Source organism: Leclercia sp. EC_58 (assembly GCF_019584355.1).
Lineage (GTDB): Bacteria > Pseudomonadota > Gammaproteobacteria > Enterobacterales > Enterobacteriaceae > Enterobacter.
The window spans coordinates 4,196,752-4,211,809 of record NZ_VDAM01000001.1; the positions used below are offsets into that span (position 1 = coordinate 4,196,752).

A 15,058-nucleotide genomic window follows, 5' to 3' on the forward strand; every position below is an offset into this window, starting at 1 on the left:
CTAAATCGCGCCAGCGCTGGCTGTTTTACGCGTATGACAGGCTCCGGAAGACGGTTGTTGCGCACGTATTCGGTGAACGCACTATGGCGACGCTGGGGCGTCTTATGAGCCTGCTGTCACCCTTTGACGTGGTGATATGGATGACGGATGGCTGGCCGCTGTATGAATCCCGCCTGAAGGGAAAGCTGCACGTAATCAGCAAGCGATATACGCAGCGAATTGAGCGGCATAACCTGAATCTGAGGCAGCCCTGAATCTGAGGCAGCACCTGGCACGGCTGGGACGGAAGTCGCTGTCGTTCTCAAAATCGGTGGAGCTGCATGACAAAGTCATCGGGCATTATCTGAACATAAAACACTATCAACAAGTTGGAGTCATTACCCAATATCGAAGGCATGACTATTCAACGTAGAGAGCGTTAAAAGAGAAGTTATTAAGCAGATACGGATGTTATTACGCATAGCTATTACCATCGCCAGCAGACGGCGGCATAATTAAAGTCTTACTCGCAATAATAGTTACAAGTAAGACTTATTTGTAATGCAATTATATTATTTCGTATTTATTTACGGGTTGCCTGCCAGCGAGCCCGGATACCGTCTACACCATAAGGCCCAGGGCCGAAGTCTACGGACTTCATGTTTACCCGGGCCTGCAGGCTTTCCAGCGTTTCGCGTATCGGCTGAATGTCATACAGGCACAAGCGGTAATAGTTATGCTGGAAGCGCCAGCGGTTGAGCTCCGCCATTTCTTTACCGTCTACCCACCATTTGATCCTTTCCTTCAGCCAGCCGATCATGATTCGACTCCTTTTGCCGCCTGCAGGTTCGTGGCCAGTTCGCCGCCGAGCCGCTGCTCCAGGTTAGCTGGCAGGACGAAGCCCGCTGCCCGGCGATGGCCACCGCCTCCGAACTGGCGCGCCAGCGCGCTCACATCGAGGTTGTCACGGTGGGTACGCAGGGAATACTTACGCGAGCCGTCCGGCAGATCGTTATACACCGCCACCAGCGCCAGCTGCGGGTGCATAGTGGCCAGCAGGTGGCCCAGCTCGGAATGCAGCAGCGCACTGTTCACCACGGCGGCCGGTTTGCCGAACAAGATGGTAAACCGGGCCTGTCGGGCCAGGGCGTGCAGCTGGCGCTCCTGGTTGGCCAGCGACGCCGAGCCCATCGTCATTTCCCGCTCACCGATGCCGTCGCGCAGCACCTCCGCCCAGCGTTCGAAGGTCGGCGGCAGGATGGCCACCCAGGCGTTGACCTCCTGCGAGTTCGGCAGCGCCCATTTCCACAAATCCCGATCGGCGACGTAGGCCAGCAGGTCCGGCAGCGGCTTATCCGGGTGGAAAAACGCCCAGGCGAGCTCACAACCGGCGCGACTCATGTCGAAGATGGCATACACGGCCCCGGCCAGTTCGTCACGCGCGGTCTGGTGGTGATCGATCACCTGCAGGAGGTACTTGCTGGCCAGATGGTCACACGTCTTGCGGTTGTAGCTGAAATCGAGGATGAATACCTCGAGGGTACCGTTCGGCAGCGGCGGTACCGGCTCACCGTAGCGAACCGGGATGTAATGGGCCTCCTCGCCGTATCTAAGCCAGGCGGCAAGGGCTGACGCGAAGCCGTCGGCGTCGTTGTGGTACAGCACAGCGGTCTTTTTCGGTTGGGTCAGGATCATGCGCTCTCCGAGTGTATGAGCTGGTGGCCATTAACGCTTAAAGACAAAAGGCCCCTTGCTCAGGACTTACAGACAGATATGCTGCACAATAACATCCTAAGACGCAGATCATAATTGTGTAGTGTAAATAACCCAGCCCCGAAAGGAATAATCATGCAAGAATTAACTCAGCCAGAAGTCATTGCTGAAACCGACCTGCAGCCATTGCCACCACAGGACCCGAATCCACTGCCAGAATCGGCCCAGGCCATGGAAGAGGCAGACCCGTCAGAGGTCCTGCGCAGCGCGATGGCAGGCAACTTCCTGCAGCACTGCGTCAATAACGCGGTGGCTGACAAGTCCCACGGCCGTGATCCCCTCTCTGTTGGTGTAGCAAACGCCATTTCCAGCCTGATGGTGGCTATCTTCCGTCTCAGCCCGGATCACTTCGAAGTTGTGCTCGATGCCGTCGCCCGTTCGATCGGCGAAGTCCGTGTTGACCAGACGCCAGTGAATGAAATGCTGATGGGATGCTGGGCTGTGTCCATATGTCCCGCAACGGCAATCTCAACGCTACGCTGGGTCGCATGAAGGACATTGCGGACTATGACCGCCATCAATTTATCGCCCAGCGGATGGCTACACTCGCAGCAGGTAACCCGAACCCGGCGGTAGTGGAGCCTGAAGTGGCACAACCGGCGCCGCCCGTGGAGGCAGATAATGCGGAGGAGAAACCGACAGAAGTCCCGCGGAAATCACGCAGCCGCGCGGCGAAGAAACGTCAGGGTGGTGAGGCTGATAAGACGGCGTAACCGGCCGTAGAAACGAAAACCCCCGGCCGAGGCCAGGGGGTCGTAATTGAGCCGGTGTCCTGCTTTGCAGCAGGTCCGCATCAAGAAGCAAGGAATTCGTAGAGGATGACGCGAGCAAATACAATGCTTTTTCCGTGTTGTGTTCGGTTCGCGGCGCTGGCCACCAGCCCGACATGGCTGCGAGGCGCCCCGCCCTTCATGCGTGCGCGGTGTCACAAACTGGGGTTATTGGCAATTTACACATCCTAACCTTGTTGTGTAACACTGATTTTGACGGCCCGAAAGACGATAGGAGCCGTCACCTCTGTTGTAGTAATTCCGTTCTATTTTCGACTCATTAACGGTAACGGTTTAGGCGCCTTCGGGCGCTCTTTTTTTAAGGGGCAAACTTTGAGTCAATCAACATCTGCGCCCATTAACGTAGTGGCCGTCTCACTGGCCACCCGGCAGGCACCTGTCATGCTGACCGGTACGCTCACCACCAACGCCCTTCACGTTATCGCCCTGACACCACTACCAGGCTCGATTGTGAAGATCCGCGAGCGTCTGTAAGCTATGGCGGTGCGTAACGCGTCAGGCGCGTTCGATGCCATGATCATGATTGAGGACCCGACGGGGCTGATGACCGGTCTGGGTTACCGCGTGCGCCTCGATGACAAGACAGCTGACGATCGGCCGGTTCTCGCGCTGGCCATGGAGCGTTACCGCGCGCTGACGGCAATGGGCGGTCTGTATTACCCGGGCGACAACGGTAAGGCGGTATATGAAATCGACTAGGCTCAGCTGCGTGACGAGTCCCGTGTATTGCTGCTGATTTACGGGGCGATGTGCCAAGGACCGATGCACTCCACCTGACCGATGAGGCTGCACCCGCGACACCAAAACCCGCACGCACTGTCGCCGATTCACCACCACGGAATGGCAACCGCGCCAACGGATTTTATTTGGGTGATGACGGCCGCTTTGCCAACAAGGTGGAGATCCGCCGCTTTAACCGCAGCTCCAGTCGCGGCGACGACGATGAGGAGTCATCAGCTGGTGGCTCATCGTCACTGCTGAAACGGGCGGTAGGTCTGCTGGGTGGCAAGGATGGAAACCAACTGGCCGGAACCGAGGCGGCAGATACTGCAGGCGTGGCCGTGGGAAGTTCTTTCTGGATGGCCGCCAAAGAAGCCAAAGGTATGGCGGATGAGGTCAAGGAAGCGCTTTCCGAGCGTGATATCAGCAGTACGAAGCGCGCTAAAGCCTACGCCAAAGATAAGGCGCTGAAGCTATGGGGCGCGCTCAAGCGGCCGTTTGGCGGACAGGCCGGGAGCGAACCGGGCGCGGGTGATGCCACGCCGGACACGCCACCAGCCACACCAGCGAATGCGGCCAACGCCGAACCGAAGCCCGCCAGCACCATCGGGATCGGGGAGAAGAAAAACCAGGAGCAAACCGAAAGCGCCCGCCTGGACGTGATCCGCCGTAAGGAGGATGCGCAGAGCAAAGAGCAGCACAGCGAGGTGATCGACCGTCTGGACGCGCTGATTGATTCGTCCAAAACGAAGCCGCGCAGCCTGACCGATGTGGTCGGTGACAAGGTGAAGGACTGGATCGGTGAAAGGGGGGATAAGCGTGGCCGTAAGGGCCGGAAGGGTACCAAAGGCAGGGGTAAGAGACCGTTTGGCCGTACTGCAGACAGGGAAACCGGCCCGCGCAGAAAGAGCCGCCAGTCGGGTCCTGAGCGCGCGCGTAGCAGCCGCCTGGGCGTGGGTCGAACCACCCGCGCCAGTGACCTTCCCGATCTGCCGTCCTCCCGTCGTGAACCGGGCCGGACCCCTCGTCGGCAAAGTGAAAGTCACCAACAAACTGGCCACGACTGTCAACCTGCCTTACGGCACACCGATAAACGCGCCGAACCGGTTATGTGGGCAAGGTCTACGGCGAACTGGGCATTGAGGGCACAACTAGAACAGAGGTCTTCTCGATGGGCTTCCAGGCGCTGGCGACCGATGCCGAAATGGCCCGGCTTGCCATGAAAGATCCGGAGCACCTGTCGCTGGTGATGGTGGCTATCAAGATGCTGGGCATCAAATACAAGGAGTCCCGCTATTCATTTACAGTGCCGGAATCCGTCAGTAAGGGGGAGCTGAGAGTTTTCAATGAAGAGGGGTAATTTATTGATTAGTATATTAATGGCTATTTAAATTGACTTCTTAACGGCGTTTACTGTTCCGTTACTCCTCAAACCCCAAATGCAGAGGATGGAAGCGGTCTGGCAAAAGAAAGCCCCGCTGGCTGACATATCGCGCTGTGACGGAAAGCCCTGCGTTAAGGTGGACACTCGCACTACGTATGGTGATAAAGGGGATAAAGAGAATACCTGGATGATTATTAAGAAATAACATCATAGAGCACAGAACGCTGTGCGTCGATCTCCGGCGGAGAAAGCATTAATTAAACGTGTCGGGGGGATCTGATAACCCCAGCAAATAAAGGACATTAAGGATATCAACGATGAATGCACTTTCTGCATTGCTGACAAAAATTGAACAGGCTTCACCAACACAGCGGGACAAAGGTACAACCTTTGAAAACCTTTGTGTGCAGTATTTCCTCCATGAACCTAAATATGCCGAGCTGTACAGTGACGTGCTGAGCTATGGCGGATGGGTTTCTCAGTACGGTGAAACCGTTGGGATCACGAAGAAAAAAGATGATGGCATTGATTTGGTCGCCGTAACCAAAACGGGGGAGTTTCATGCTATCCAGTGCAAAAACTACAATCAGACTAAAATCGCCAAAAAGGATATTGATAGTTTTCTGGCTGCCTCCGATAAAACGTATTTTACGCTTCGCTATATCGTTGCCTCTACGGACAACTGGACGGAAGAAGCCAAAAACATGCTGCGTGACAAGGCCGTTCCTGTCACTGCGTTAAGCCTGACAGACCTTGAACAAAGTGCACTGGACTGGTCACAATTCGATTTTGATCCGGCATACAAGCCGGTGATGAAAGCCAAAAAGCAACTCCGGCCTCATCAGACTCCCGCGCTTGAAGCCGTTAAAAGAGGGCTGGCGACTGCCGATCGGGGCAAGCTCATTATGGCGTGCGGCACAGGAAAAACCTTCACCTCTCTGCGTATTGCTGAAGCCGTTGCCGGAAGAGGTAAAACCGTACTGTTCCTTGTGCCCAGTCTGGCATTGTTGAGTCAGACGCTGGATGAATGGACACAGGATACGCTGATAGACCTGCGCTGTTTTGCTGTCTGCTCTGACAGTGATGTGGGTAAGAAAAACCATGATGACAATGTCGTTGTTGGTATCAGCGACCTGAAATATCCGGCGACCACGAATGCGAACAGCCTCGTCAAAGCGTTTAATCAGCCGGATATTTTCGGCAGTGATAAGCCGCCTTATATGAACGTGGTGTTTTCTACCTACCACTCTGTTGAGGTTATCCATCAGGCGCAAAAGCTGGGTTTTCCTGCGTTTGATTTCATCATTTGTGATGAAGCCCACCGTACAACGGGTGCCACCTTTGAAGGGGATGATGAGTCTGCCTTTGTTCGTATTCACGACAATGCCTATATTGCCGGTCAAAAACGCCTGTACATGACCGCGACCCCACGAATTTTTGGAGATGATGCGAAAGAGACTGAGGGAGTTACCCTATGCTCAATGGATGACAAAAGTCTTTATGGGGATGATTTGTATGTCATTACCTTCTCTAAAGCCGTCCAGTTGGGCATTTTGTGTGATTACAAAGTTATTGTGCTTGCCGTGGAAGAAAAGCATGTCAGCCGCCGCATTCAGTCTCTGCTGAAGGATGAAAATAATCAGCTCAAAGTCGATGATGCGGCAAAGATTGTGGGTTGCTGGAAAGCACTGGCAAAGCAGGGACTGGCGGGGGCAGATGGCGTTCACCCTGATGCGATGAAACGGGCTGTTGCGTTCTGTCAGGTGATAGAAAAAGACTTTCGCGGAAAGACGCATAAGGTCAGTTCTAAACTGATCACGGAAATGTTCGGAGCAGTGGTTGAGGCTTATCAGGCATCCGAGATCGAACTTCTCAGGGAAACCGCACCGGATAAGGCGATTGACCCATCATTAAAACTTCAGTGTCAGGTGAAGCACGTTGACGGCAGCATGAATGCCACTGAGAAAAAATCCAAAATTGAATGGCTGAAAGCGGACACGGATGAAAATGTCTGCCGGATATTGTCTAACGTCCGTTGTTTATCTGAAGGCGTGGATGTGCCTTCTCTGGATGCGGTGTTGTTTTTAACGCCGAGAAGCTCTCAGGTGGATGTGGTGCAGTCTGTCGGACGTGTGATGCGGCGTGCTGAAGGTAAGGAGCTGGGCTACGTCATTCTGCCGGTTGTCATTCCCGCCGGAGAAGAGCCGGAGAATGCGTTGAACAATAATCAGGCTTACCGTGTTGTCTGGCAGGTGCTGAATGCACTCAGGGCGCATGATGACCGCTTTGATGCCATGATCAACAAGCTGGAGTTTAACGGTAAAGATACCGGCAGAATGGAAGTGATCGCGGTAGCCGATAAAGTGGTGAAGAAAACCAAACGGCAGACGAAAAAATCTGAGATAGCAGGAAAAGCGCGTAAAAGCAGTGGCATTGGTTCAGCCGTGAGTCCCGCTCCTGAGCAGTTTGATATTGAATTTTCCGTTGGTGAGATTGAGCGCGCCCTGTACGCAAAAATCGTTAAAAAATGCGGTAACCGGCATCACTGGGAAGACTGGGCGAACGATATTGCTAAAATTGCCCGCACACATATCGACCGCATTCACGGCATTCTCGAAAATCCGGGGAATAAAATAGAAATCAGTGCCTTCAGGGCATTTGCAGATGAACTGCGTGATGACCTGAATAACAGTGTTTCCGATGATGAAATCATTGAAATGCTGGCTCAGCACCTGATAACCAAGCCGGTTTTTGATGCCCTGTTTGCGGATTACAATTTTACCGACCATAACCCGATGAGTATGGCGATGCAGAACGTGCTTAACACGTTGCAGGAGCATCATCTCGAAAAAGAAGCCAGCACGCTGAACAGCTTCTATGAGTCGGTAAAAATGCGTGCGGACGGCATTACCACCGCAGAAGGTAAGCAGCAGATTATCGTACAGTTGTACGATAAGTTTTTCAGAAATGCGTTCCCGAGAATGACGGAGCGTCTGGGCATTGTGTATACGCCTGTTGAGGTGGTTGATTTTATTATTCACAGCGTGAATGACGTGCTGAAACAGGAGTTCGGACAAACACTCGCCGACAAAGGTGTGCATATTCTTGACCCGTTCACCGGCACCGGTACGTTTATCACCCGTCTGCTGCAAAGTGGTCTGATCCCGTCAGATAAACTGGCTTACAAGTTTAAAAATGAAATCCATGCCAACGAAATCGTCCTGTTAGCCTATTACATTGCCGCTATTAATATTGAGGCGGTGTATCACGGCATCACGGAAGAATCAGAGTACACGCCGTTTGAAGGGATTTGTCTGACTGACACCTTTGAAATGTATGAGAAGGATGATCTGGTCAGTGCGGTATTGGTCGATAACAGTGAGCGTCGTAAACGGCAGAAGGCTCTGGATATTCGGGTGATTATCGGTAACCCTCCTTACTCGTCAGGCCAAAGTGTAGGGAATGATAATAATGCTAATGTAAAATATCCTCTTCTAGATAAAAGAATTGAATTAACCTATGCAAAATACACAACTGCAACATTGAAAAGTTCGCTTTATGATTCATATATACGTGCAATACGCTGGGCGAGTGATCGTATCGGTGAACAAGGTGTTATAGGATTTGTCACGAATGGCGGGTATATCGACTCTAACTCGGCTGATGGACTTCGTAAGTGTCTGGCGGAAGAGTTCAGTAGCCTGTATTTTTTCCATCTGAGAGGGAATGCTAGAACGTCAGGAGAGGTTCGCCGCAAAGAAAAAGATAACGTTTTTGGTCAGGGAACAAGAACGCCGATTGTGATTGCTATTCTGGTAAAAAATCCGGTAGCAACACAGACGGGTCAGATTTATTTTCATGATATTGGTGATTACCTGACAAAAGAAGAAAAGCTGGAGACGATTTCCGATTTTGGCAGTATTGACGGTATTGAGAAAACGCATGGCTGGCAGAAAATCACACCAGATGCCTACAACGATTGGCTGAATCAGCGAGATGATAGCTTCAATGATTTTATTGAATTAGGTAGTAAAAAAAATAAAAGTGCTTTTTTTGTTTTTGAAAACTACTCCAATGGAGTTAAAACCAATAGAGATGCTTGGTGCTATCAATATTCTCTTTCATCTCTTAAAAAAAATATATCAAGGATGATTCATTTCTACAATGAAGAGGTCGAAAGATATAGCAAATATAATGGTACTGATGAGCCAAAGGATTTTGTTATATTAGACTCAAAAAGAATGAGTTGGACAAGGGAAGTTTTCAATGATGTATCCAAGGGATATTATCATGATATTTCAAATGATGATTTCAGAGTATCACTATACAGGCCTTTCACAAAACAACATATGTACTTCAATAGACACTTCAATAACTGTGTTTATCAAATGCCACAGATCTTCCCGAGTAATGAATCTGATAATGTAATTATCTGTATCACGGGGCTTGGTGGTAAGAAAGGGTTTTCAGCAATAATATCAAATTGTATATTTGATTTAAATTCAATGGATGCTGGTGCTCAATGCTTTCCATTGTACTTGTATAGTAAAAAACAATTGTCTGATGATGTGGAAAGGTTTGATGCGATAACTGATGACTGCCTGAAGTTATTCAATGATTTTTACTCTGGAGCTAATATAATAAAAAAAGAAGATATTTTTTATTATATTTATGGTCTTTTGCACTCAGAGGAGTATCGGTTTAGATATGCTGATAATTTAACTAAGGAATTACCTCGCATTCCATGTGTTAAAAAATTTGATGACTTTTTGATTTTTTCCAATTTTGGTCGTGAGTTGGCTGAATTGCATTTAAAATATGAAACAGTTGAACCCTACAAAGCTGATATCGACACAGGTTCTTTGAGTTACTCACAGTTGAGTAAAGACGATTTCTATGTTGAGAAGATGAAATTTGCCAAAAAAGGTGAAAAAGACACGGTCATTTATAACAGTAAAATTCGCATAAAAAACATTCCAATTGAAGCCTATGACTACATTGTGAATGGAAAACCTGCGCTTGAATGGGTGATGGAGCGGCAAGGTGTCTCTACCCATAAAGATAGCGGTATTGTGAACGATGCTAATGACTGGGCAATAGAAACAATGGATAACCCTAGATACCCATTAGAGCTGTTCCTACGAGTTATCACTGTCAGTCTGGAAACTCAGAAAATTGTCAATAACCTCCCTAAATTAGATATCTAATCAATGGGTGTGCAGGATGGTTTTCCCATCCTGCACAATTCTGATAATTTTCATGAATCCTGTCGTTTTTAACATAATCGATCTTGCGCGCACCGCCCGAACACCACTCGCCACAAAAACCCGCCGGAACGTCCAAAAGTACGGGTTTTGCTGCCCGCAAACGGGCTGTTCTGGTGTTGCTAGTTTGTTATCAGAATCGCAGATCCGGCTTCAGCCGGTTTGCCGGCTGAAAGCGCTATTTCTTCCAGAATTGCCATGATTTTTTCCCCACGGGAGGCGTCACTGGCTCCCGTGTTGTCGGCAGCTTTGATTCAATAAGCAGCATCGCCTGTTTCAGGCTGTCTATGTGTGACTGTTGAGCTGTAACAAGTTGTCTCAGGTGTTCAATTTCATGTTCTAGTTGCTTTGTTTTACTGGTTTCACCTGTTCTATTAGGTGTTACATGCTGTTCAACTGTTACATTGTCGATCTGTTCATGGTGAACAGCTTTGAATGCACCAAAAACTCGGGTGATGCTGCCAACTTACTGATTTAGTGTATGATGGTGTTTTTGAGGTGCTCCAGTGGCTTCTGTTTCTATCAGCTGTCCCTCCTGTTCAGCTACTGACGGGGTGGTGCGTAACGGCAAAAGCACCGCCGGACATCAGCGCTATCTCTGCTCTCACTGCCGTAAAACATGGCAGCTACAGTTCACTTACACCGCCTCTCAACCCGGTACGCACCAGAAAATCATTGATATTGCCATGAATGGCGTTGGATGCCGGGCAACCGCCCGCATTATGGGCGTTGGCCTCAACACGATTTTCCGCCATTTAAAAAACTCAGGCCGCAGTCGGTAACCTCGCGCATACAGCCGGGCAGTGACGTCATCGTCTGCGCGGAAATGGACGAACAGTGGGGCTATGTCGGGGCTAAATCGCGCCAGCGCTGGCTGTTTTACGCGTATGACAGGCTCCGGAAGACGGTTGTTGCGCACGTATTCGGTGAACGCACTATGGCGACGCTGGGGCGTCTTATGAGCCTGCTTGGTAATATGGATGACGGATGGCTGGCCGCTGTATGAATCCCGCCTGAAGGGAAAGCTGCACGTAATCAGCAAGCGATATACGCAGCGAATTGAGCGGCATAACCTGAATCTGAGGCAGCACCTGGCACGGCTGGGACGGAAGTCGCTGTCGTTCTCAAAATCGGTGGAGCTGCATGACAAAGTCATCGGGCATTATCTGAACATAAAACACTATCAATAAGTTGGAGTCATTACCAGGAATTCCCGCAGTTTTACCCAAAAAAGCATCGATTTTTTCAGCTTTAATCGCCGAAGCATAATCCTTGCACTCTATTACTGTTCGGTACAGATGACCGCCAGCTTCAAATTCAAAATAGACGTCAAACTGTCGGCTAACGCCGGCATTATTTACTAGCTTTTTATCCAATTCGACAAGGACCGTTTTGCCACTAATAAATTTATCTGCATTGAGTAGGGTTTGTTGGATGGTCTGGACGAATTTTTCATAATATTTGCCGGTATTTTTAATCATTCACCTTACTCCTCGCTTAAATTACAAATTGTTTAATTTTCTGAACCACTAAAAAGCATGGAGATGATTAAGTAAAATTCTCTTCCCCCATATAATTGTAAGCTTATAGATATTTACGGTTCTGACTTCGGTATCGTAAAATATCTGTAATTACTATCTGTCATTTTCAAATCCGATACTGATGTCATGCTCACAGATAAATTTTTAATCCGGAGTGAACTGACAATAGGTATGTTATTCATTTAACTGTCCCGTTAAGCATTGACTCATTGTAACCCATGACCGCCTTCCCTTCACCCAACGCTTTTTCTTACTAAGCCAGCGTTCCCCTTTCCGGTTTTTGTATAACTCGTCACACTCAAACAGAGCTAACTTACCAGATTGCAGTAAGTTTTTTTTATAACAAATGCAGGAAGATTATGACAGTTGGTGCCATTTTTTGTATGATAGCCGCGTCATCACCTCGGGCGTTCCCCTCTGGATCATTACCAGCCTGTAATGGGTACAGGGACTTCCGGCAGTAGCCGGTTTGTAGAAGGAAAGCCTCATGAAACCGAAAATTGTTCCGGTCATCCGGTATACACGTTTTCGTTTCGGGCGCGTAGAACATGTGCGTAAGCACATGCGCTCGCTCCCGAATCGTTAAGTGAATGGTGCCCGCAGGTGATGATGCTCCAAACCAAGCTCAGATTTAAATCACTTCCTCTTGTTTTTCGTCCATCATTGAGCAGTAATGAGTCAACTCGTCCATTTCTTCAAATATCTTTCTGAAAAGTCTGAAATATTCGCTTTTATCCATAATGCCTGTAGGAAGTATATTTCTGCCATCTGAATGAGAATGTCTGTTTATTGCCCGATAGAACGAATCATAATGGCCTTCGGCGTGTTCTGAAGCCAGAGCTGCAAGCGTTTTTTCCAGCTTCTCCTCTTTGCAGGCAAAGCTGAAGTAGTATTCGAGAATATTCCTCATCGTATTGGGCAGGACAATAAACTGACTCTTGTTGTCCCGCACATCCTTGAGCGTCTGCCAGAGAGCCTGATACTCGTTAAGCATTTCGTGCATAGATAAAGGGATACAGTCACTGTGCTCATTCTTGACAATACGCAGCAGTGACCAGCCTTTAGGCGCATCAAGTTTACTCTCCAGCCTTCTTACGGCCGTCAGCATAATTTCCTGGAAGAAAAACAGGTTGTGAGTGAGAATTACCAAATGGCGGGCTGTCTCAGGTTTAATAATTTTTCGCTTTATCAGCGAGGCTACTTCATAAATGTAATTATGTGAGAGGCTGGATATCGGATCATCAATAACTATTATCTTGCGTCCATCGTGGACGGCATCGGGCGTAACACTGCCAGTGCAGGATTCGATAAAATAGAGCAACGCAATAATAGTTTTTTCACCTTCACTCAGCGTTCTGAATACTTCCTGTTCCCCTGGATCGCTTTCACGTCTCAGCCGGTAAAGTTTCATCTCCTCGTTATGGCAGCATATGTGGAAGTCAGTTACGCCCAACGCTTTCAGATTATTATTGATGGAGTCGATGGTTGGTTGTATGACTGAAAGCTGCCCTACAAGACGAGACGTTTGCTCCCCGAGCTGCCTTCTTTCAGTCAAAAGGGCTGAGGCCTGTTGTTCAGCTTTTGTTTTCTGAGCCCTGACTTCCTGAAGTTCTGCCGTTAGTGCCACAAGATACTCGTCGCAAATCTGGCGCAGATACGTGTAGATATCAGCCTTTAATCTCTCCATTTCGGTATCGTAGTTAGTAGCTAACTGGTTGTTCACAGAAACTGCATTGTTTATCTTTTCTATATTGCTGATGAGGCTGTTGCGCGCTTCAGAAATATCAGCAACGTCGTACATCTCAGAAGGTCTTTCGAGTTTGTTGACGATTGTCTGCAGGTTTGACTGACTTATCTGAATAAGCAACTTGAGTGAGACAAAAACCTCAGCACCATCGCTTACAGCGGGATGTCTGAAGACTCTCTCCGACAGATCATTGAGATAGTCAATATTTTCCGCTATATCTAATGCCGCCTTTTTTATTACGTCGATCGCGTCGGTGTAGCTTTTGTCATACATCCTCGCCATTTCTTCGGCAAAATGGGCTGTATCAAACTTGTTCTGACAAAAAGGGCAGACATCGTCACGAATAAATCGAACACCCTCTCTGACCCAGTCGGCATTTCCCAGATTTGCAATAAACCCGGCAAATTGTGTCCCTGATGCGGGCTGAAGCGGTGAATGGATTAGCCGGAGCACATTAGGATTTAGCGGTGGTGGGAGGGTTAGGCTGATATAAGGTAAACTTGTTCCTTTGCTTTTCTCCAGTTTTTCGAGACGAGCAGAAAGTTCCTCCGTGTTCAGTTGCACGAATTCAAGGGAAATATCTTTTATGCGATCATAAAAATTTCTCTGCTGCTTTGCTCCCGTAAGAAAAGACGAGAATTGAGCCCGGTCAGCGGATGTCCTTTTAAACATTCTGGCGGCGCAGTTATTTATTAGGGTCAACTCCATTTCCGCACGCCCGGCGATTTCAGTGTTAAGTTCGCTTATCTTTGTATCTGTCCGGGTGATTCTTTTTCTATTACTCTCAACTTGTTCCTGAATATCTTTATTGTGCTCGCTAAGTGTGAAAATTCCCGGCTGAACATTCTCAAGACTAAATTTTCTTTCGATATAATCCTGATTAAAGACAAGCGGAAATAATTCTACCTGGCTTTCAAAACTGCACTGGCGATATTTTTCTGGATAATAGCCAGAAAAATAGTTTGATATTGTTGATTTTCCAGAACCATTCTGGCCATAAATGAGCGTAACCTTACTGCTCAGGTCGATACGTACATTTTTGTCAGCACCGTAACTTCTGACGCCCCTGATCGTTAGAACAGCCACACTTTTCTCCTTGTCTCTGGCAGTGGTAGATACTCTATCTAGGTGCACTTTCGTCCTGCGCCAGTAGAGTGCTCAGAATTATCTTACCCTCTTTCTATGGATTTTCCTTTTCCGTTTTCTGTAATTTCAGGAAGCACTGCCTCACCGGGGGTATTTTGTCACAGAACACATCATATGGCCCTTTCCACCACCCAATCACCACATCATCCAGGGCAAAAGGATCCTTTTTGGATCCTTTTCAGATCGTCCTGCCAGACTTTCTCTTTCCTTTTTATGGTATATTTCCAGAAACAGGAAAATGTGAGATCCCGGCTCTGCGGGTTTTTTCCGTGGTTTCCGACGCCGGCGGCGGCGAAAATGGCACCAGAACTTCACCAGATTGCGCTACGTGAAAAATGACACGGTTAACGGGGGTTATCGGGCCAGATTTTGCGTAGCGCATCCTTATCGCCAGGAGCGTTATGAATCTGCCCGCTTTTGTTCATCACTCCCCTGCCCTGCAGGTGACTGCCACTTCTGCACCGTTTGACTACGGACGGGCACTGTCGCTACGGGAAATGGCCAAGCACTATACCGAGATGCCGAAGTACCTTCTGGCGCCGGAAGTGGCTGGCCTGCTGCATTACCTTCCTGACTGGAACCGGCACGCGTTCATTAATGTTACCAACGGTGCAAAACTGATCCACCCCAGCGGTTGAAAATTGATCCAGGGGTTAATCTGCTCCTCTGAATACAGGGGAGCTTATGATCACTTTTGAGATTCGTATGGAAAT

At 48.9% G+C, this 15,058-nt stretch carries 12 protein-coding genes and 3 pseudogenes; 11 read left to right on the forward strand and 4 right to left on the reverse strand.

Annotated features, from left to right (window positions below; genetic code table 11):
• A pseudogene (locus tag FHC51_RS20495) lies at positions 1-412 on the forward strand (IS1 family transposase); the annotation flags it as partial.
• Positions 413-562: 150 nt separating this feature from the next.
• On the opposite strand, the gene FHC51_RS20500 reads toward FHC51_RS20495, so the two are convergent.
• Positions 563-799: a hypothetical protein gene (locus FHC51_RS20500; protein ID WP_114388514.1), complete on the reverse strand. Its 237-nt coding sequence runs from the start codon at positions 797-799 to the stop codon at positions 563-565.
• On the reverse strand, positions 796-1,674 hold the full coding sequence (locus tag FHC51_RS20505) for a DHHA1 domain-containing protein (protein ID WP_220436475.1): 879 nt from the start codon (positions 1,672-1,674) through the stop codon (positions 796-798). Before FHC51_RS20505 ends, FHC51_RS20500 begins: the two co-directional genes overlap by 4 nt.
• A 153-nt stretch (positions 1,675-1,827) precedes the next feature.
• Between FHC51_RS20505 and FHC51_RS20510 the strand changes: the two genes are divergently transcribed.
• The 9 genes and pseudogenes from FHC51_RS20510 to FHC51_RS20550 all read left to right on the forward strand — a co-directional run bounded on the left by FHC51_RS20510 (position 1,828) and on the right by FHC51_RS20550 (position 11,101).
• Positions 1,828-2,244 (forward strand): hypothetical protein, encoded by a 417-nt coding sequence (locus FHC51_RS20510; RefSeq protein WP_104677936.1) that lies wholly within the window; start codon positions 1,828-1,830, stop codon positions 2,242-2,244.
• Entirely contained in the window at positions 2,241-2,465 is a 225-nt protein-coding gene (locus FHC51_RS20515; protein WP_114388512.1) for a hypothetical protein, read from the forward strand. The genes FHC51_RS20510 and FHC51_RS20515 overlap by 4 nt, the downstream gene beginning before the upstream one ends.
• A gap of 390 nt (positions 2,466-2,855) precedes the next feature.
• The gene (locus FHC51_RS20520) at positions 2,856-3,017 is read left to right on the forward strand and encodes a hypothetical protein (RefSeq protein ID WP_168194530.1); all 162 of its coding nucleotides are present in this window, start codon (positions 2,856-2,858) and stop codon (positions 3,015-3,017) included.
• A gap of 39 nt (positions 3,018-3,056) precedes the next feature.
• Positions 3,057-3,242, forward strand: a complete 186-nt coding sequence (locus FHC51_RS20525; protein ID WP_220436476.1) for a hypothetical protein — start codon at positions 3,057-3,059, stop codon at positions 3,240-3,242.
• A 50-nt stretch (positions 3,243-3,292) separates the two neighbouring features.
• Entirely contained in the window at positions 3,293-4,486 is a 1,194-nt protein-coding gene (locus FHC51_RS20530; RefSeq protein WP_220436477.1) for a hypothetical protein, read from the forward strand.
• Positions 4,435-4,623, forward strand: a complete 189-nt coding sequence (locus FHC51_RS20535; protein ID WP_139157134.1) for a hypothetical protein — start codon at positions 4,435-4,437, stop codon at positions 4,621-4,623. Before FHC51_RS20530 ends, FHC51_RS20535 begins: the two co-directional genes overlap by 52 nt.
• Before the next feature lie 76 nt (positions 4,624-4,699).
• Positions 4,700-4,852, forward strand: a pseudogene (locus FHC51_RS20540) (tRNA modification GTPase); the annotation flags it as partial.
• A 112-nt stretch (positions 4,853-4,964) separates the two neighbouring features.
• Positions 4,965-9,854 (forward strand): type ISP restriction/modification enzyme, encoded by a 4,890-nt coding sequence (locus FHC51_RS20545; RefSeq protein ID WP_114388509.1) that lies wholly within the window; start codon positions 4,965-4,967, stop codon positions 9,852-9,854.
• Between the two features lie 563 nt (positions 9,855-10,417).
• Positions 10,418-11,101: pseudogene (locus FHC51_RS20550) on the forward strand (IS1 family transposase).
• On the opposite strand, the gene FHC51_RS20555 reads toward FHC51_RS20550, so the two are convergent.
• Positions 11,036-11,392 (reverse strand): hypothetical protein, encoded by a 357-nt coding sequence (locus FHC51_RS20555; protein WP_220436478.1) that lies wholly within the window; start codon positions 11,390-11,392, stop codon positions 11,036-11,038. The pseudogene FHC51_RS20550 and the gene FHC51_RS20555 overlap by 66 nt on opposite strands.
• Positions 11,393-12,083: 691 nt before the next feature.
• On the reverse strand, positions 12,084-14,285 hold the full coding sequence (locus FHC51_RS20560) for an AAA family ATPase (RefSeq protein WP_220436479.1): 2,202 nt from the start codon (positions 14,283-14,285) through the stop codon (positions 12,084-12,086).
• Between the two features lie 461 nt (positions 14,286-14,746).
• On the opposite strand from FHC51_RS20560, the gene FHC51_RS20565 reads away from it, so the two are divergent.
• Positions 14,747-14,983 (forward strand): hypothetical protein, encoded by a 237-nt coding sequence (locus FHC51_RS20565; RefSeq protein WP_375373812.1) that lies wholly within the window; start codon positions 14,747-14,749, stop codon positions 14,981-14,983.
• Positions 14,984-15,058 lie beyond the last annotated feature (75 nt).